An 18,166-nucleotide genomic window follows, 5' to 3' on the forward strand; every position below is an offset into this window, starting at 1 on the left:
ATTTTCTGACAAATGATTTTTCCGGCCGCTCGTCGGTTGCCGATGATCATTTGAAATAAGTGCCTGGCGTCTTGCCGGTCATGGCCTTGAAAAAGGCGATGAACACGCTGTCGCTGGCAAAGCCCAGTTCAAAAGCGCTGTAACTGATGTTGCGACCGGTAGCGAGCAGTTCGATGGCGCGCATCAGTCGCCACTGCTGTCGCCACTGTTGATAACCCATGCCGGTTTCCCGCTGGAAAATCCGCCCGATGGTTTTGCTGCTGGCGCCGACCCTTGTCGCCAATACCTGCAATTGCGGCGGCAGTTGTTCGGGGAGGCTCAGCAACGGCGCCAGGCGTTTATCCCGAGGCAAGGGCAGCAGCATCGGTTGGTGGATGGCTTCGCGGATTTCACTCAGGCACAGCCCGAGCAAATGCACGAATTTGCCCTGACGCCAGTCTGTGTCGAACGGGGCCATGGCGATCGGCTCCAAGACCGCACGCAGCAATGGGCTGACCTCGATCACGCAGACTTGATGGGGTAATTGAGTCGAGAGTGGCGGCGTCAGGTAAATGGACCGGTAGTCGACGCTCAGTTGCATCACCGCTCGATGGCGCACTCGTGGTGGAATCCATGCCGCGCGCGATGGCGGTAACAGGCAGAGTTGATCGGCCAGGGTAATCCGGGTGCAGCCCCGGCGGGTGAACAGCAATTGCCCGCGCTGATGCTGGTGCAGGCCCGAGTCGTGGTCGCCCAGGCTTGCGGCAATGCCGATGACATCGGCCTCATGAGTGTCCGGGTCGAAGGGGGTTTGTGCTTCAAGCCAGGCCATGAGGTTGTCCGATTTAAGTGGTTTGTTGTCCGGGTCTGGATAATACGTCAGTGACGGCTCCTTAAAATCACCGCCAGTCCTTCTTGGTGAGTAAGCCGTCATGAATTCAAACAACCTGTTGCGCCTGGCCGTTGCCTTGTTGATGTTCGGGCAGATCGCGCAAACCCTCTACAGCCCTGCGCTGGCCGATATTGGCCGGGCATTTGAAGTGACGTCCGCAGCCGCTACGCAGGTCCTGTCGGTGTATTTCCTGGCGTTCGCTGCTGGTGTCGTGGTGTGGGGGCGGCTTTGTGATCGCATCGGTCGGCGACCGGCGATGCTCGCCGGTCTGGCGTTGTATGCCTTGGCCTCGGTCATGGCGCTGGGTGTCAGTACTTTCAGTGGTCTGCTGGCGGCGCAAGCGCTGGCGGCCTTTGGTGCAGCGGTCGGTTCGGTAGTGACGCAAACCTTGTTGCGCGACTGCTTCAGTGGCCAGGCGCTGGCCCGAGTGTTTTCGATGGTGGGCATGGCGCTGGCGATCAGTCCGGCGTTGGGTCTGTTTATCGGCACCAGCCTGGTCAGCGGGTTTGGCTATCGAGGCGTATTGGTTTGCCTGCTGATACTGGCATCGATCCTGTTCGGCTGGAGCGCCTGGACCTTGCCGGAAACCCGACCGGACAACGTCTCGATACCACCGTTGTTCGCTACCTTGCGGCGGATGCTGCAAGACGTGGCGATCTGGCGTGCGGCGTCATTGGTGGCAGTGTTCAACATCGCTCTGTTCAGCTATTACAGCCTGGGTCCCTTTGAGTTTCAGCGTTTGGGATTGGGTCCTGAATTGTTCGGTTATAGCGGTGTGGTCCTGGCGCTGGGATCGGGGTTGGGGGCAGCGTTGAACAAACATTTGCTCAAGCGCGGCATGAAGGTGGAGCAGCTGATCGGCATTGCGGCCGTGGTGGCATTGCTCGGCGCGCTGGGTGTACTGGGATTGCGCGCCAGCGTCTGGTTTATCGCGCCGATGCTGTTGGTGGCCCTGGCATTCGGGATGGCAATTGCGAATATCCTCGGCTCAGCGTTGACCGGTTATGGCGATCGGTTGGGTACTGCCGGTGCGCTGTTTGGCTTGATGTATTACCTGTTGATCGGCAGCGGTCTGATGCTTGCGGCCTGGAGCCAATCTTTGGGTGGGACGCTGTTGATGTGTGGGGTTCTGGCAGTATTTTTGAGCGGGTGGATGAGCGCGCACGGCCTGATCGGCAAAAACTGTAGTGATGTTTAATTATTAAATACGACGTAGGCAACGTCTTGCATTTGTGTAGTCAGGGTTTGACTATCACGCCAATTGATAGCGTGGCATTAGGCCAGTTAATCGAATGCAAGGATGTTGAGTGCCGTTTTCGCTTTCCGTTGTCCCGCGTTTTTCCACCCCCTTCTTTCCACGTTTGTTGGCCGCGCTGCTGAGCCTGAGCATCGCTGCGCTCCAGGCTGCAGAACCCTCGGCACTCGGACAGGAAGGGCTGCGCCAACAACAGCAGCAACAACGCGATCTGCAACAACTGCAACTGGAACAACGTCGCCGCCAATTGCAACGCGGCAGCTTTGGGCCGGCGCCAAGTACTCCGGCGTTGCCCGCGCAGGTCACTGCCGATGAACGTTGCTGGCCCTTGAGCGGGACGCGCATTGGCGGCGTCACCTTGTTGAACCGTCATGAACTGAATGAGCAACTCAAGCCACAGATCGCTTCGTGCATGGGTGTCGGCCAGATCAATCATCTGCTGGCGACCATCACCCGCTTGTATGTGGATGCCGGTTACATCGCCAGTCGGCCGTACCTGGTCAGTGCCCCGGCAGCCGGTCAGTCGCTGGATATCCGGGTTGATGAAGGTTACGTCGAGTCCATCGAACTGCAGGATCAGAGCTTGCCGGTCGCACTGGGCGGGGCCTTTCCCGGCATGCTCGGCAAGCCGCTGAACCTGCGCGATCTGGAGCAGGGCCTGGATCAGTTGAACCGCTTGCGCTCACTCGATCTGACGGCCGACATCGCCCCCGGCAGCCAGCCCGGTGCCTCGCGGATCATTTTGCGTTCGCGCAGCAGCGCCGCCTCGCGCTGGGCCCTGGGGCTGGGCCTGGACAACCTTGGCAGCGCCAGCACCGGGCGCGATCGCGACACCTTGAGCCTGAGTCTGGACAGCCCGTTGCAGCTCAACGATTTGCTCAGCATCAATCTCAGCGACACCCTCAACCACGGCCCGCGATATAGCCGCAACGCCAGCCTGTATTACGCCATTCCGTACGGTTACTGGACGTACAGCCTGTTCGCCAGCCATGCCGAATACCGTGCACCGTTCAAACTCAGCAGCACCACGCTGTATAGCCGCGGGTTGACCGACCAGCTCAGCCTGCGCGCCGACCGTGTGTTGTGGCGTGATCAGGGGCATCAGCTCAGCGCCAGCCTGCAACTGGCGCACAAGGACGTCGACAGTTATCTGGAGAACATTCGCCTCGGCATTCAAAGCCCGACGCTGACCGTGGCCGAAGCCGGGTTGAACCTGTTCTGGCTCAACAGCGCGGTGTGGAACCTCGACATCAACTATGCCCAGGGGCTGCGTTGGTTGGGGGCGGACGACGATGCCCAGCGCCAGAACAGCAACCTGCCCAAGGCGCAGTTTCGCAAATACCGCGCGAACCTCAGTCAGTGGCGCAATGGCCAGTTTGCCGGGCAAGCCTGGCAGTGGCAGAGCCAGCTCTCGCTGCAATACAGCCCCGACCCGCTGCCGGCCATCGAACAACTGCTGGGTACCGACGATTCCGCTGTTCGTGGTTACCGAGAGAACAGCGCATCCGGCGCCAGCGGAGCGCTCTGGCGCAACACCTTGCGCTTGCCACTGAACAGCGGCCTGCCGGTGCAAATCACCCCACGCCTGGGCCTGGACAACGGTTGGCTCAAGGCCGATCACGGTGCCCAAGGCCAACGGCTGAGCGGTGCCAGTGCCGGGCTCAACCTGAGCTGGAAAAACCTGCAAGTCGACATCGACTACCAGCGCAGCCTCAACACGCCCAAGGGGTTTGGGAATGAACCCGAAACCTGGCTGATGCGCCTGGGCCTGCAGATATGAAAACCGTCATCCCCGACAGCCTGAAACAGCCGCGGTATCTGAGCGCGACAGCAGCGGCGCACTCCCCAACGCGCAACTTGATTCAGTCAATTTATTGAGAGGTTCTCATGCCGATAGAAAAGTTCGCGTTTCACCTTTCCCCTCGGGGCAAGTTGCGTTGGGCGATTGCCAGCCTGTTTCTCGTTGCCCAATTGCCTCAGGCGTTTGCCGGTGGCTTGACGGTCGCACCCGGTCCAGGCGGCACCCCGCAGCTGCAAAATCAGGCTGGTGTACCAATCGTCAATATCGTTGCACCCAATGGCGCCGGTCTGTCGCATAACCAGTTTCTCGATTACAACGTCGACCGGCAGGGGCTGGTGTTGAACAACGCCCTGCAAGCCGGGCAGTCGCAACTCGCCGGGCAATTGGCCGCCAACCCGCAGTTCCAGGGGCTGGCAGCGAGCGTGATCCTCAACGAAGTGATCAGCCGTAACGCCTCGGCCGTCAACGGCGCGCAGGAGATTTTCGGGCGCCCGGCCGACTATGTGCTGGCCAACCCGAACGGTATCTCGGTCAATGGCGGCAGCTTCATCAACACTCCGAATGCCAACCTGGTGGTCGGTCGTCCCGAGCTGAACGACGGTAAATTGCAGGGGCTCAACACCCGTGACGCTACCGGCCAATTGCAGATCCAGGGCCAGGGCCTGACGAACCGCGAAGGCAGCATCAACCTGATCGCCCCGCGCATCGACAGCCTGGGCCGCATCGATGCGCGCGACCAATTGAACCTGACTGCCGGCCGTAATCAGCTGGATTACCCCAGTGGTCAGGTGCGCAGCGTCGATCCTGCCGGCGCCACTCAGGATTCGCGCATCGATGCCAGCCTGTTCGGTGCCATGCAGGCCGGACGCATCAACATTGTCAGCACCGCCGAAGGCGCGGGTGTGCGGGTCGGCCCGGTCCAGGTTGAAGGCCGTGACGGCGTGAAGATTCAATCCGCGGGCGACTTGCAGATCAGCGGCCAGGCACTGCCTAACAGCCTCGACGTCACCCGCAGCGCAGTACGCAGCAGCCAGGGCGATGTTGCGTTGCGCGGTGACAAGGACCTGACCTTGGCGGCGGCGGATGTCAGTGGCCGCAACGTCAAGCTCGACGCCGGGCGCAACCTCACGCTGAGCAGCGTTGAAGCGCGCAAGCTTCAGGAGAAACGCGAGAACTGGAACAACAACACCATCGGCATCACGTGGGAAACCTACGACCGGACCCAGACCGACAGCGACTCGCGCCAGCACGGCAGCCAGGTCGTGGCCAGTCACACTGCCGAACTCAAGGCCGGCGCCAGCACCGAACTCAAGGCCGCCAAGGTCGAGGCCGGCGAAACCCTGAAGGTCGACAGCGGTGCTGATCTACGCCTGACGGCAGCCACCGAAACCCGTACCCAGACCGATCAGGGTAAGCACCGCAAGCACTTGTGGAAGGCCGATTGGAACAACAGCAGCGAAGAGCAACGCAGCGTCGCCAGCCAGTTGAAGGCGGGCAAAAACATTGCGATCAGCAGCGGCGAGTTGCTGTCTTCCCAAGGCGCGGAGCTGAGCAGCAAGGGCGACATTCAACTTGCTGGCAAACAGGTCGAGATCGGCAGCGCCAGCCGTACGCAACGCAGCAGCAAGAACGGGTACTCGGGCGATCTGGTCGGTGGCGGGTTCTTCGGCAAGACCGGCGATGCCGATCAGGGCAAGACCCTGAATCAGGGCAGCCAGATCAACGCCGACGGCAAATTAATCGTCAAGGCTGACGACGTGCGTATCAGCGGCAGCCAGGTGCGTGGCCGGACCGAGGCGAGTGTCATCAGCGACGAAGGCTCGCTGACTATCGATGGCGTGCAGAACACCTCGCACAGCAACAGCCATGACAAGGACAGCAAATTCTTTGGCATCGCCAAGGATGAAAGCCGCCAGAACCTCAAGGGCAGCACCACCGTCAGCAGCCAGCTGAGTTCCGACAGTAACCTTGCACTCAAGAGCGCCAAGGACATCGACGTGGTCGGCGCCAATATCTCGGCCGGTGGTTCGCTGAGTGCGGACGCGACGGGCAAGTTGACAGTCAGCTCGGCCCAGAACACTTCAGACAGCAGCACCTCGAGCCAGAACCGTGGTTTCGATGCCTACGCCAAAGAGAATGCGCCAGGTGCCGGTCAGTACCGCGCCGGCATTCACTATGAAGACAAACAACAAACCACCACCGCCAATGAAACCCGTCAGCAGGGCTCGAGCCTGACCGGCGCCAACGTCGAACTGACGGCGGGCGGCGACCTGACGCTCAAAGGTGCCAACGTCAAAGCCACTGCCGGGGATGTCAGCCTCAGTGGGCAGAACGTTGCGCTGTTGGCTGAACACGACAGCACCTCCAGCACCACGGACACCACTCGCAACGCTGGCGGTTTCTACTACACCGGTGGTCTGGATCGCGCTGGCAGCGGCGTCGATTTCGTCCACGGCAGCAGTCAGGACAGCACCGCCAAAACCACGGCTCGTACCACCGGTGTCGAGAGCAGCGGCAAGCTGCAGATCAACGCCGGCAACGGCACGCTGACCACCCAGGGCGCGCAGGTTGCCGCCGGTTCGACGCTTCAGGTTACGGCGGGGCGGGTCGACAATCAGGCTGCCGATAACACCGACAGCAGTTCCCACAAAGAGAACAACTGGTCGGTCGATGTCGGTGCCAACGTCGAGTACAAAGGCATCGCCCGTCCTGTTGCCAAAGCCATTGAAGGCGTGGCCCAGAGCAAGGTTCAGCAACCGGGTTTGCTGGATAACCTCACGCAGCCGAATGTCGGCATCGATGTCGAGGTCGGTCATTCGAACAACAGCCGTAGCGAGCAAAACAGCAACGCTGTGGTCAGCCAGTTCAAGGGCGGGGCGGTTGGCGTCCAGGTGGCGGGTGAATTGAAGGATCAGGGCAGCCAATACCGTGCAACCGACGGCGCGTTGACGATCAAGGCTGACAGTCAGGTCGCGACGGCGGCCGCCAACACTCACAGCAGCAGCGAGCAAGCGGTGGATGCCAAGGTCGGCGTTCGCGTCTACACCACCACCGGCGAAGACGTGAACGTGCGCGGCAGCGGGGCGGGTGGTAGCCGCCAGACTTCCGAGACCAGCTCCAAAGCCGTGGTCGGCAGCTATGCCGGCAATCAGGGCGTGAAGATCGATCTGCGCGGTGACGGCCAGTACGAAGGCAGTCAGTTCAACGGCGGGCAGGGCGGTGTGGCGATCAAGACCGGCGGCAATCTGGCGCTGAATCAGGCCAATGACCATCAGAGCGGCAACACCTCCAGCCTGCGTGGCGATGGCTCGCTGACGGTCGGCACCAACCCCGGCGCCGAAGGCAGCAACGTCAATCTGGGCGCCGGTTTCCAACTCGATCACAAGGCCAACCAGACCGACGACAGCCAGGCTCGGGTCGCGAGTATTCAGGGCAAAGGTCCGGTGCAGTTGAGCAGTGGCGGTGATCAAGTGCTGCAAGGCACCACCATCGGCACGGTGGTGAACAAGGTGGCTGATATCTCGCTGAATGCGGGTGGCAAGCTCGATCTGCAAGCCGCAACGGAGACTCACAGCGCCACTGGCAGCAATCTGGGCGGTGGCCTCAATCTCGGTGGCGGTAAAAGCAGTACCGAGAAAAGCAGCGGCTTGAATGGCAACCTGAGTGCCAATTTCAACATCGGCCGGGTCGGCGAAAACAGCCAGAGCCTGAAGGGTGGCAGTCTGAACAGCCAGGGCCCGGTGCTGCTGAGCAGCGGCTCCAGCGCTGCTGATGCGATCCACCTGCAAGGCACTCAGGTCAGTGCGCCAAGCGTGACCCTCGATGCTCAGCAGGGCGGGATCTATCTGGAGTCGGCGCAATCGACTCAGGCCATCAACAATTGGGGACTGACCCTCGGCGCTGGCGGTAATGCGAGCAAGTCCACACCGTCGGCGACCAACGATCAGGACGTTGCCAAGAGCGGCCATGGCTTCGACGCGCGAGCGAAAATCGACGTCGACAACCGCAACGGCACCACCCAGAAAAACAGCCACATCCAGGCTGACAGCGTGGTGCTGAACAGCGCTGGCGACACCCGGTTGGCCGGTGCCCGCATCGATGCCAAACAGGTCAGCGGCCAGGTTGGCGGTGATCTCACGCTCGAAAGTCGTCAAGACCATGAGAGCAGCGTCAAGGTCGGCATCGATCTGCGTTTGAATGCAGAGAAAAATCAGCCAGGCGCTGTCGGCAAACTGGCCAAGACCACCGGCCCGCTCAAGGACAAGGTTGAGGGCAAGGCCCAGGAGGCTTTCGACAGCCATCGCGACAAGCTGGAAACTGCCGTCGATAAAAGTGTCGAGGGGCTGGCCTCGGCCAAGGACTCACTGACCCGCAGTGGCAGTTATTCGCTCAACGCGAAAGACTCCGCCGGCAGCAAGGTCGCCGACGCTACCCAAAGCGCGCTGTTCGGCGACAAGAGCGGTGCAACCTCGTACACCCCGACGCTGTACCTGGACGTCAGCCACACCAGCAAAAACAGCGTTACCCAGGCGTCCGGCATCAGCGGCAGCCAAGGCGTCGACCTTCGGGTCGGTGGGGAAACACAACTGACCGGTGCACGGATTTCTGCCAAGGAAGGTTCGGTGGATCTGGGCGGTTCCAGGGTCACCAGTACCAGCCTCAGCGGCAGCGACTACCGGGCCGATGTTGGCCTCAATCTGTCCAAGTCTGCGGTCAACCTGGCGACCGGCGCCAAGGACGAACTCACCCAAACGCCTGACGCCGCCACGGCCAAGGATCGCAAGTTCAACCTCGGCCCGCTGAGCGCCGGTGGCCATTACGAGACTCAGGTGCTGCAAGCCGGTATCGACGAGAAAAACCTCTGAACCGGATCAGGCCGGTGACCGGTATCACTGGCCTGCGCTAACGACAAAGCCCCTCTCCTGGCAACAGGAGGGGGGCTTTGCTTTCGACTGCGGTAACTAATAAGTTCACTTGTTATTTCTGTCGGCTACCTGAACATCATTCAGAAAACAGTGCGCGCTTTCTGTTGAGTGCGGACAAGTCAGTAACTCGGTGGATATACTCCGGCGCATCCGAAGAACGACTCTTTAGTTGAGGGGGTATCGCTGATCAAGCACTTTGGTAGTGTTTGTTTGGGTGTGCGCCTATCAGAAATAAGTGTGCTGATGTTTCGTGATGTGTATCAGTGTGTAACCGGTTTTTTGATGGTGAACGCTGTTGGTGGCGGCCTGCATGGGTTTCAAGGCAGGCTTGGTTGCCGGTGGCAGACGTTTTCGGATGAAATAAAGTTGTCATAAGTTGAAATGAATTCTGTCCGGCCAAGTTGGGTAGTCATGCCTCGTCATGGCCATTAATGAAAGATCAGGAGCGTCGAAGATGACCGAAGAACCTAGTTGTAACTCTCAATGCCCGAGCACTGCCTTATTGTTGAAGACATTAACTTTAGCCGTCGCAAACCTTCCTCGTTATATTCATGAGGAGCGTTTTCGTGAACAAGTATTCAAGGTCGATCATGCCGAACTACACACCTTGCCGCACCGTCCGGACCGCCCACTCGAAAATCACTGCGCAGGCCATTGAGGCCGGTTCATTCACTGCTTTTCTTCAAGATCTGTCTCCCCACAAACGCGGGGTCATGCGGCAAAACCTGGTGTTTGTCGGTGTGGCCGTTGGCGTCTCCCTCCTGCTGACTCTCGCTTCCAAAGCCCACGCCGCCGGCGGCCCCTATGTGGTCGACGACGGTTCGATCAACGCCCCCGGCGAATGCAACGTCGACGTCTGGTACAAAAGCCAGCGCCACCAACAGTCGAACCATGAAACGGAGCTGTCCCAGGACTGCACGTTCAAGGCGCTGCCCTCGGTGCAGTTCGGCGCCGCGGTGTCCCACGGCCACGACGATGGCGACAGGGAGACCCAAGTCAGCCCGAAGATCAAGGCACAGGTGTTCAGCGATGACGAACTGGGGCTGGAAGTGGCCCTTGCCGCAGGCGCGAACTTCGCCCTCAACCGCCGCCACTCCTTCGATGGCGCCGACCTGACCCTGCCCATGACGTATCAACCTGTCGAGTCGTTGCGCCTGAACGTCAGCACCGGCTGGACCCATGAATACGACGACGGCAGACAGAAACGCAGCTGGACCTGGGGCACAGGCGTTGAGTACGCGCTGGCCGAATCCCTGACGCTGATTGCCGAACGCTTCGGCCAGCAGGGTGCAGATCAGGGCTGGCAGGCCGGACCTCGTCTGCATCTGGGCAAAAAGGTTGATATCGATCTGGTGGTCGGACGCCACCTGAACAACGACCGTGAACGGTGGCTTGCCACCGGTGCCACGCTGCGTTTTTAAACAGCCGGTTGTTCAGTTCACCTCACCCGCCAGTGCATTGTGGCGGGTGATGGTGTGAAAGATCGCAGGCTGCGATCTTTTGCTTTATTGATTCAAACCTTCAACGCCTTGCCACCGACTGCCACCGCCAGCAGCAACACCGCGATCAATCCGAAGGCAAAACTCAAGCTGCTGCCATGGGCGATAAAGCCGATCACCGCAGGCCCGGCCAGGATTCCCGCATACCCCAATGTCGTGATGGCGGGCACGGCGATGTTTTCCGGCATGACGTTCTGTTTGCCGACAGCGGTGTACAGCACCGGCACGATGTTCGAGCACCCGACCCCGACCAGCGCGTAACCGATCAGCGCGGCTTCCCAGGCCGGTGCCAAGGTTGCCAGCAGCAAACCGGCAGCCGCGGTCAAACCGCCAAACACGATCACGCGCGTGGCCCCCAGCTTATGCACGATGGCATCGCCCGTCAGCCGTCCGACCGTCATGGTCAAGGCAAACGCGGCATAGCCCAGTCCGGCATACGCGGTGTCGAGTTCACGCTCTGAGGTCAGGAACACCGCGCTCCAGTCCAGCACCGCGCCTTCGGCCAGGAACACGATAAAGCACAGGCTGCCGATAAACAGCACCACGCCATGGGGAATGGCGAACGCCGGCCCCGAGCTTTCGCTGCCGTAGGGCAACAGATGGGGCGCAGCCTTGAGCAACGACACCAGCAGAAACACGATCACCACCAAGGTCGCGCCCAACGGCGAAATGCCCAGGCCGAGCAGGGCGCTGACACCGGCCGCGCCGACGATCCCGCCGAGGCTGAACAAGCCGTGAAAGCCCGACATCATGGTCTTGCCGCTGGCGCGCTCGACGATCACCGCTTGCAGGTTTACCGTCGAATCCACCGTGCCCAACCCGGCACCGAACAGGAACAGCGCAGCGATCAGCAGCGGGATCGACGACACCGTCGCCAGCAGCGGCAGTGCCAGGCAGATCAACAGCGTGCCGCCACTGAGCACCCGTCGACAGCCGAAGCGCGAGGCCAGCATACCGGCCATCGGCATCGCCAGAATCGAACCGACTCCCAGACACAGCAACAACAATCCGAGCGTGCCGTCATCGAGCCCGGCCCGGGCTTTGGCGTAAGGCACCAGCGGCGCCCATGCGGCGACGCCGAAGCCTGCGATAAAGAAGGCGATGCGCGTCGACATCTGTTCGAGGCGCCCGGGGCGGACGGAGACGGGAGGGATGATGGCGGTCATGAAAATCCTTGGTACTTCGGGGGAGGCTGTGATCAGGGTCACATCCTTGCACATCAGTGACCGTCAGACGACCTTGAGGTTCTGCGGGTGTGATTCGAGTCGCCAACGCTTACAGTAGCGTCGTGTTCCAGACCTCACTCAGGACCTGTCCATGACCTCGCTTTTCGATGCCCGCGGGAATATCTACGCTGTTGTCAGCCCACACGATCTGCGCCAGCGCGGGATCAATCTTCTTGGGGATGCCAGCCAGTCGGCGCAAAGCCGTGCCGACTGGGCGCAGTCTGCGGTGGAAGCGTTTTGCAGTTGGGCTCCGGGCACTCAACCGGCGGGTGCCAAGGAGCACCGTTCGGACGGCCTGCTGGTCGGCCCGTTTCAGGCTGCGCCACCGTTTGATTTGTTGATCGTTAACACCGACGGGACGTTGGCCGAGCGCAGTGGCAATGGCTTGACGATTTTTTCCCAGGCGCTGACTGAACAGGGCTTGATGCCGGCGCACGGGCGTTGCCTGCTCAAGGTTCACCATGACAAAAGCGATGCCGTGTCGCCTGTCGAAACCTCGGTCGAGCCTGCGCAGGTCGACGGCGTGCAGGGTTTCTGGCTGGACCTCGGCAAACCGGCCTTCGGGCCGAATGCGGTGGGGGCTCAGGCGCTCGAGGCGCGGACACTGAATCAACGTGAGTTGAGCCATGTGGCGATGCTCGCGCAACTGAATCCGCTTTGGGCTCACAGTCAGTTCGTGCGGATCGGTAATCCCCATTGTGTGACGCTGGTGGAGGATGCCGAGGCGTTGCCGAGCAATGAGCAGATGCGCGAGCCTGGGTTGTCGACTGACCTCACGCGCATCGCTTTCGCGCCACCGTGCGGGACTGGCGAGCCTTGTGTGGCAGGCGTCAATCTGCAATGGGCGAGGCTGGAATCCGAGCGTCGAATTGCTGCTCGGGTCTTCGAGCGTGGGGAAGGCCCGACCGCGTCGTCCGGCACCAGCGCCAGCGCGGTGGCTTGCGCGGCGTGGAGTGTCGGTTGGGTGACGGCGGGAACTGTGGCGGTGGTTATGCCCGGCGGTACGGCGCCGGTGTTGCTCGAAGAGCAGGGTGGCGAACTCAGTCGGGTCAGTTTGTTCGGGACGGCGCGGTTGATGTCCTGATTCTGCTGTGCCGGTCAGATCGCCTTCGCGAGCAAGCCCGCTCCCACACTGGATCTTCAGTTGACGCAGCAAATGTGTACGACTGCGATCTAATGTGGGAAGGGCCGGGCGACGTTCGCTTGCTCGCGAAGAGGCCCGTTCGGTCAGCGACTCTTCAGAATTTATCCGCCCATTCCACCACAGGCATCTGCCGCTTCATCAACACTTTCCCGCCACGAATCGAGTACAGCGGCAAGCCCTGGCTGCGAATCACTTCGTAATCGCTGTCCGCCGACAGAATCAGCAAGTTCGCCGGACGCCCGGGCTCCAGCCCGTAACGATCACCGAGGGCCATGGCCTTGGCGCTATTGTCGGTCACCAGGTCCAGCGCGGTTTGCAGGTTGCGGTAACCGAGCATGTGGCAAATGTGCAGGCCGGCTTCGAGCACCCGCAGGATGTTGCCGTTGCCCAGCGGATACCACGGGTCGACGATCGAATCCTGACCGAAACACACGTTCATCCCGGCTTCCAGCAACTCGTTGACCCGGGTGACGCCACGGCGTTTCGGGAACGTGTCGAAGCGCCCTTGCAGGTGAATGCTTTCGGTCGGACAGGAAACAAAACTGATCCCCGAGTGCCCGAGCAGGCGAAAGAGCTTGGCGCAGTAAGCGTTGTCGTAGGAGCCCATGGCCGTGGTATGGCTGGCGGTCACCCGTGAACCCATGTCACGGCTGCGGGCTTCTTCGGCCAGCACTTCAAGAAAGCGCGAATGCGGGTCGTCGGTTTCGTCGCAATGCACATCCACCAGGCAGCCGGTGCGCTCGGCCAGGTCCATCAGGAATTTCACCGAGCTGACACCTTGATCGCGGGTGTACTCGAAATGCGGAATGCCACCGATCACGTCGGCACCGAGGAGAATGGCTTCCTCCATCAAATCGCGGCCATTGCGATAGGACTCAATGCCTTCCTGAGGGAAGGCGACGATTTGCAGGTCGATCAGGTGTCGGCTCTCTTCACGCACTTCAAGCATCGCCTTGAGCGCGGTCAACTGCGGGTCAGTAACGTCGACGTGGGTGCGCACATGCTGGATGCCGTGGGCGGCGAGGGCGCTGATGGTCTTTTTGGCGCGGGTCTTGGTGTCTTCAGCGGTGATGGTCGCCTTGCGCTCGCCCCAGCATTCAATGCCTTCGAACAACGTGCCACTCATGTTCCAGCGCGGTTCGCCGGCGGTCAGCGTCGCATCGAGGTGGATGTGCGGCTCGACGAAGGGCGGCACCACCAGATTGCCACCCGCATCGAGGTCTTCGGGGCCGAGGGTCGGGGCTTCGGTCTGACGGGCGATGTTGGCGATCAGGCCGTTTTCCAGGTGCAGTTCATGCAGGCCTTCATGGTTGCGCAGGCGGGCGTTGATGATGTGCATGGGGACGGGTCCTTTTCTCTATCGATAGCGTCAGTGAAAGCCTGAATCATAGGCATAAAAAAACCACCGGTCTCGGTGGTTTTTTTGATCCCCGGGCTTATTCGCCGTGGTAGATGCAACCGCTGGTGCAGGTTTCGTGGATGCGAATCGCGCTGAGTTCCGGCAGCAATGGCTTCAACTCATTCCAGATCCACTTGGCCAGGACTTCGCTGGTCGGGTTTTCCAGGCCGGGAATATCGTTCAGGTAGTTGTGGTCCAGGCGCTCGTAGAGCGGCTTGAAGATCGCCTTGATTTCCGAGAAATCGCGGATCCAGCCAGTGTGCGGATCGAGGTCGCCGCTCAGGTGAATCGCCACTTTGAACGAGTGACCGTGCAGGCGGCCGCACTTGTGACCTTCCGGGACGTGAGGCAGGCGGTGGGCGGATTCGAAGGTAAACTCTTTGAAGATTTCCACAGTGGTTTGAGCTCTGTCAGGTGGCTATCGCCCGCGGCGATGGGGCAGATCGCGAGTTTAACAGCTTGGGTTCGGGGTTGCGGGAAAACACTGACTAAAGGGTCAACAGCTGCTCGCCCAAACGCCCGCTGGCAGCCAGTTCGAGGAACTCGTCGCCGAGCCGCTGGCTCTCGTCCATGGCGGTTTTCCAGTATTTCTGGCGGCTGGCCGGGTCACCCATGAAGCGCTTGAAGTCGTTCCGGTCGGGTAATTTGCCGTAGGGCAGGCGCGACAGGTAGGCCTTCGACGGCGCCACCAGCAGCACATCCTGCAAGCGCCCGGAATTGCCGCGTCGCCATGGCAGGGTTTTGTCGAACCAGCCGGGAATCACCCGATCGGTAAAGTGCGGGTAGAGCACGATGTCGTCGCCGCTGTATGGCAAGTCGAGGTGGTAATCCAGCAAGCCGCCATCGCGATAAGTCCCCGCGCCCGCACCGGGCAAGTCACGTACGCCTTCCATGACCATCGGGATCGAGCCCGACGCGAGCAAGGCCTGACGCAAGTTGCCGGCGTTCAGCGGGACGAAACGCGACGGGAAGTCATTCAGCGTGTTGAGCGGCGGCGCCAGGCGTGGGTCATGCACGATCAGCCGTTCGAAGTGTCGCGACAGCCGTGAGCGCCCGCGCAGGTTGTCGGCGATCACCGATGACAAGCCCAGCCCGAGCCGCCCGCGATGGTCGTCGGCGAGCAGGCCGTGGCTTTTCACAACCATGATATTCAGCCGATAGAGCGGGTTGTCCAGCAGCCGCGCATCGTGCCCGTCGAGCAAGTCATGCAACATGCGCCGCGAGCTCTGGCTGATCTGCGCCATGCTCACGCCCTTGGCAAAACTCTGCGCGTTGTACAGCTCACCGAGACGCCTGATGCCTTCGGTAGCGTCCGGCAAACAGGCGCTGGCGAAGCGCCAGGAGCCCACCGAGGCGCCGATCAACGAGCGCTCACGCGGTGCGGCCGGCAGCCACTGCCCGAACAGTGCCAGGTCCAGACCTTGAATCCCCAGGGCCTTCGGGCCACCGGCAGCACCCGGCAGCGTGCCGACCTCCAGGGCGCTCAAGCCGTTTTCGCGAATCCGCGTAAAGGCTCGTGGGCCGGCCTTGAGGGTCAGGGCAGGGAATTTGATGTGGATGGCGCTCATACCAGTCTCGATTTTTTCCGGATGTGTTTACACAGGAATGAAGTGTAAATGCATCAATGATGGCAATTCAGTTTCAGTTAAGTTGATGCCGCTAGGGTGACGCCCCGGGTAATTTATGAAGAATACGCAGGCACTCCATGCTCAGGATATGTAATGAAGGTTAATCTGCGCGCCTATGGCCTGGCGACACTGACGCTCCTGGCATTTTGCTCGGCGGTGGTGGCCCGTGACCTGGATCAGGACGAAGCGCTGCGCCTGCGTCAGAAAGGCGTGATTCTACCGCTTGAACAGCTATTGCAGCAGGCCATGGACCGCCACCCCGGCGCTAAATTGCTCGAAGCCGGGCTTGAAGAAAAGCATGAGGTCTACATTTACGAAGTCGAGTTGCTGACCGCCGACGGCGTGGTGCGCGAGCTGGACCTCGAAGCCGCCACTGGGCGCTTGATCAAAGACAAGGACGATGACTGATGCGCCTGCTGCTGGTGGAAGACCACGTACCGCTGGCCGACGAATTGATGGCCGGGCTCGATCGCCAGGGTTACGCCGTCGACTGGTTGGCCGATGGCCGCGATGCGCTGTATCAGGGCCGCTCTGAACCTTACGACCTGATCATTCTCGATCTGGGCCTGCCAGGGTTGCCGGGGCTTGAGGTGCTCGGCCAATGGCGGGCCGCGGGCCTGGCCGCGCCAGTGCTGGTGCTGACCGCGCGCGACTCCTGGGCCGAACGCATCGAAGGGCTCAAGGCTGGCGCCGACGACTACCTGAGCAAACCGTTTCACCCGGAAGAACTGCACCTGCGGATTCAAGCGCTGCTGCGCCGCTCCCACGGCCAGGCCAATCAGCCGACGCTCAAGGCCGCCGGGTTGCAGTTGGACGAGGGCCGTCAATGCGTGATTCGCGACGGCGCCGACATTCAGCTGACCGCTGCCGAGTTCCGCCTGTTGCGCTATTTCATGTTGCACCCGGAGCAGATCCTTTCCAAAAGCCACCTGGCCGAACACCTTTACGACGGTGAAACCGAACGCGACTCGAACGTGCTGGAAGTTCACGTCAATCACCTGCGCCGCAAACTCGGCCGCAGCGTGATTGACACTCGGCGCGGTCAGGGTTACCTGTTCGGTGGGCAAGCCCGGTGAGGTCGATTCAACGGCGTTTGAGCCTGGGACTGATCAGCGTCATGGTGGTGGTTGGTCTGGTGCTGGCGCAAACCAGTTTGTGGCTGTTCGAAGTGGGCTTGCAGCGTTATCTGGAAGCCGGGTTGCGCAATGACAGTGAAAGTCTGCTGATGGCGTTGGTACGAGGACCGCAGGGTTTGCAGCTGGACGAACGACGCCTGTCGCCGGCTTACCAGCGACCGTTCTCCGGGCATTATTTTCATATCGACTTCGCCGACAACCACTGGCGCTCACGTTCGCTGTGGGATCAGGAATTACCGCTGCTCGATCATCCCGGGCTACACAGCAACCTGCAACTGGGCCCGGAAGGCCAGCAATTGCTGGTCCTGCGCACGGACTATCGGCGGTTGGGGCAGTCAATCTCCATCAGCGTGGCGCAGGACTACACCCCGGTGCGCGAGAGCTTCCAGCGTATGCGCCAGGTTGGGCTCGGGTTGGGCCTTACAGGGTTGCTGCTGATTCTGGTGTTACAGCGGGTCACCGTGCGGCGCGCCTTGCGACCGCTGGAAAACGCCCGCGAGCAGATCGCTCAGCTGCAACAAGGGCAACGCTCGCAACTGGACGATCAAGTGCCGCTGGAATTGGTGCCTTTGGTGGCGCAGATCAACCATTTGCTCGCGCACACCGAAGACAGTCTCAAGCGCTCGCGCAATGCCCTGGGCAACCTTGGTCATGCGCTGAAGACGCCACTGGCGGTGCTGTTGAGCCTGGCGTCGGGCGAAAAACTCGACGCCCATCCCGAACTGCGCAAGATCCTTCGCGAGCAACTTGCACAGGTTCAGCAGCGACTCAATCGTGAATTGAACCGCGCGCGCCTGGCCGGCGATGCCTTGCCGGGTGCGCAGTTCGATTGCGCTGCCGAGCTGCCGGGATTGCTGGCGACCCTGAACATGATCCACGGCGACCACTTGAACCTCGACTACACGGCACCGTCCGGTTTGCACTTGCCTTGGGATCGTGAGGATCTGCTGGAACTGCTCGGCAATCTTCTGGATAACGCCTGCAAGTGGGCGGATGCCGAGGTGCGCTTGAGCATCGTCGAGACGGCTGAAGGGTTTGTGCTGGCAGTAGAAGACGATGGGCCGGGTATTCCCGAAGCGCAGCGCGATCAGGTGTTCAGTCGTGGCACGCGGCTGGATGAGCAGACTGACGGGCATGGCCTGGGACTGGGGATCGCGCGCGATATCGTCGAGGCGTGGGGTGGGGAGTTGGTCTTGCAGGAAAGCGAGTGGGGTGGGTTGAAGGTTGTGGTCGAGTTGCCCAGGCGCTGAAACCTTGTGGCGAGGGAGCTTGCTCCCGCTCG

Annotated in this window: 13 protein-coding genes; 8 read left to right on the forward strand and 5 right to left on the reverse strand. The window is 61.1% G+C overall.

Annotated elements, in window-relative coordinates; all coding sequences use genetic code 11:
* Positions 1 to 46 precede the first annotated feature (46 nt).
* A complete protein-coding gene (locus AC3WK5_RS14250; protein WP_103316095.1) occupies positions 47 to 811 on the reverse strand; it encodes an AraC family transcriptional regulator in 765 nt (254 codons plus the stop codon).
* Between the two features lie 100 nt (positions 812 to 911).
* Here AC3WK5_RS14250 and AC3WK5_RS14255 point away from each other — a divergent pair, with 100 nt between their 5' ends.
* From AC3WK5_RS14255 to AC3WK5_RS14270, 4 genes are all read left to right on the forward strand, one after another.
* Positions 912 to 2,069, forward strand: coding sequence for an MFS transporter (locus AC3WK5_RS14255; RefSeq protein ID WP_103316096.1), 1,158 nt, complete (start codon positions 912 to 914; stop codon positions 2,067 to 2,069).
* A gap of 109 nt (positions 2,070 to 2,178) precedes the next feature.
* The gene (locus tag AC3WK5_RS14260) at positions 2,179 to 3,906 is read left to right on the forward strand and encodes a ShlB/FhaC/HecB family hemolysin secretion/activation protein (protein ID WP_103316097.1); all 1,728 of its coding nucleotides are present in this window, start codon (positions 2,179 to 2,181) and stop codon (positions 3,904 to 3,906) included.
* 107 nt (positions 3,907 to 4,013) lie between these two features.
* Positions 4,014 to 8,792: a hemagglutinin repeat-containing protein gene (locus AC3WK5_RS14265; RefSeq protein ID WP_103316098.1), complete on the forward strand. Its 4,779-nt coding sequence runs from the start codon at positions 4,014 to 4,016 to the stop codon at positions 8,790 to 8,792.
* 647 nt (positions 8,793 to 9,439) lie between these two features.
* The gene (locus tag AC3WK5_RS14270; RefSeq protein ID WP_371919118.1) at positions 9,440 to 10,273 is read left to right on the forward strand and encodes a PA4824 family protein; all 834 of its coding nucleotides are present in this window, start codon (positions 9,440 to 9,442) and stop codon (positions 10,271 to 10,273) included.
* Between the two features lie 92 nt (positions 10,274 to 10,365).
* Here AC3WK5_RS14270 and AC3WK5_RS14275 read toward each other — a convergent pair whose 3' ends face one another.
* Positions 10,366 to 11,517, reverse strand: a complete 1,152-nt coding sequence (locus AC3WK5_RS14275; protein WP_103316099.1) for an MFS transporter — start codon at positions 11,515 to 11,517, stop codon at positions 10,366 to 10,368.
* A gap of 151 nt (positions 11,518 to 11,668) precedes the next feature.
* Here AC3WK5_RS14275 and AC3WK5_RS14280 point away from each other — a divergent pair, with 151 nt between their 5' ends.
* Entirely contained in the window at positions 11,669 to 12,661 is a 993-nt protein-coding gene (locus AC3WK5_RS14280) for a diaminopimelate epimerase (protein WP_103316100.1), read from the forward strand.
* Between the two features lie 154 nt (positions 12,662 to 12,815).
* Here the strand turns inward: AC3WK5_RS14280 and codA are convergent, their stop codons facing one another.
* From codA to AC3WK5_RS14295, 3 genes are all read right to left on the reverse strand, one after another.
* Positions 12,816 to 14,060: a cytosine deaminase gene (codA, locus tag AC3WK5_RS14285; protein WP_103316101.1), complete on the reverse strand. Its 1,245-nt coding sequence runs from the start codon at positions 14,058 to 14,060 to the stop codon at positions 12,816 to 12,818.
* A 97-nt stretch (positions 14,061 to 14,157) separates the two neighbouring features.
* Positions 14,158 to 14,514: a 6-carboxytetrahydropterin synthase QueD gene (gene queD / locus AC3WK5_RS14290; RefSeq protein WP_019692825.1), complete on the reverse strand. Its 357-nt coding sequence runs from the start codon at positions 14,512 to 14,514 to the stop codon at positions 14,158 to 14,160.
* A 94-nt stretch (positions 14,515 to 14,608) separates the two neighbouring features.
* The gene (locus AC3WK5_RS14295) at positions 14,609 to 15,688 is read right to left on the reverse strand and encodes a patatin-like phospholipase family protein (protein ID WP_103316102.1); all 1,080 of its coding nucleotides are present in this window, start codon (positions 15,686 to 15,688) and stop codon (positions 14,609 to 14,611) included.
* A gap of 153 nt (positions 15,689 to 15,841) precedes the next feature.
* Here AC3WK5_RS14295 and AC3WK5_RS14300 point away from each other — a divergent pair, with 153 nt between their 5' ends.
* From AC3WK5_RS14300 to AC3WK5_RS14310, 3 genes are read left to right on the forward strand one after another with little or no spacing between them, the layout of a single operon-like run.
* Positions 15,842 to 16,156 carry a PepSY domain-containing protein gene (locus AC3WK5_RS14300; protein ID WP_103316103.1) on the forward strand — a complete coding sequence of 105 codons (315 nt, stop codon included), beginning with the start codon at positions 15,842 to 15,844 and terminating at the stop codon, positions 16,154 to 16,156.
* Positions 16,156 to 16,824 (forward strand): response regulator transcription factor, encoded by a 669-nt coding sequence (locus AC3WK5_RS14305; protein ID WP_103316104.1) that lies wholly within the window; start codon positions 16,156 to 16,158, stop codon positions 16,822 to 16,824. Before AC3WK5_RS14300 ends, AC3WK5_RS14305 begins: the two co-directional genes overlap by 1 nt.
* Entirely contained in the window at positions 16,821 to 18,134 is a 1,314-nt protein-coding gene (locus AC3WK5_RS14310) for a sensor histidine kinase (RefSeq protein ID WP_103316105.1), read from the forward strand. Before AC3WK5_RS14305 ends, AC3WK5_RS14310 begins: the two co-directional genes overlap by 4 nt.
* Positions 18,135 to 18,166 lie beyond the last annotated feature (32 nt).

Source organism: Pseudomonas sp. FW306-02-D09B, assembly GCF_058782685.1.

Bases quoted from the DNA above. Each gene is read 5' to 3' on its own strand.
- AC3WK5_RS14250 (WP_103316095.1), bottom strand. From the start codon at position 811: ATGGCCTGGCTTGAAGCACAAACCCCCTTCGACCCGGACACTCATGAG.
- AC3WK5_RS14275 (WP_103316099.1), bottom strand. From the start codon at position 11,517: ATGACCGCCATCATCCCTCCCGTCTCCGTCCGCCCCGGGCGCCTCGAA.
- codA (WP_103316101.1), bottom strand. From the start codon at position 14,060: ATGCACATCATCAACGCCCGCCTGCGCAACCATGAAGGCCTGCATGAA.
- AC3WK5_RS14295 (WP_103316102.1), bottom strand. From the start codon at position 15,688: ATGAGCGCCATCCACATCAAATTCCCTGCCCTGACCCTCAAGGCCGGC.
- AC3WK5_RS14305 (WP_103316104.1), top strand. From the start codon at position 16,156: ATGCGCCTGCTGCTGGTGGAAGACCACGTACCGCTGGCCGACGAATTG.
- AC3WK5_RS14300 (WP_103316103.1), top strand. From the start codon at position 15,842: ATGAAGGTTAATCTGCGCGCCTATGGCCTGGCGACACTGACGCTCCTG.
- AC3WK5_RS14255 (WP_103316096.1), top strand. From the start codon at position 912: ATGAATTCAAACAACCTGTTGCGCCTGGCCGTTGCCTTGTTGATGTTC.
- AC3WK5_RS14265 (WP_103316098.1), top strand. From the start codon at position 4,014: ATGCCGATAGAAAAGTTCGCGTTTCACCTTTCCCCTCGGGGCAAGTTG.
- AC3WK5_RS14280 (WP_103316100.1), top strand. From the start codon at position 11,669: ATGACCTCGCTTTTCGATGCCCGCGGGAATATCTACGCTGTTGTCAGC.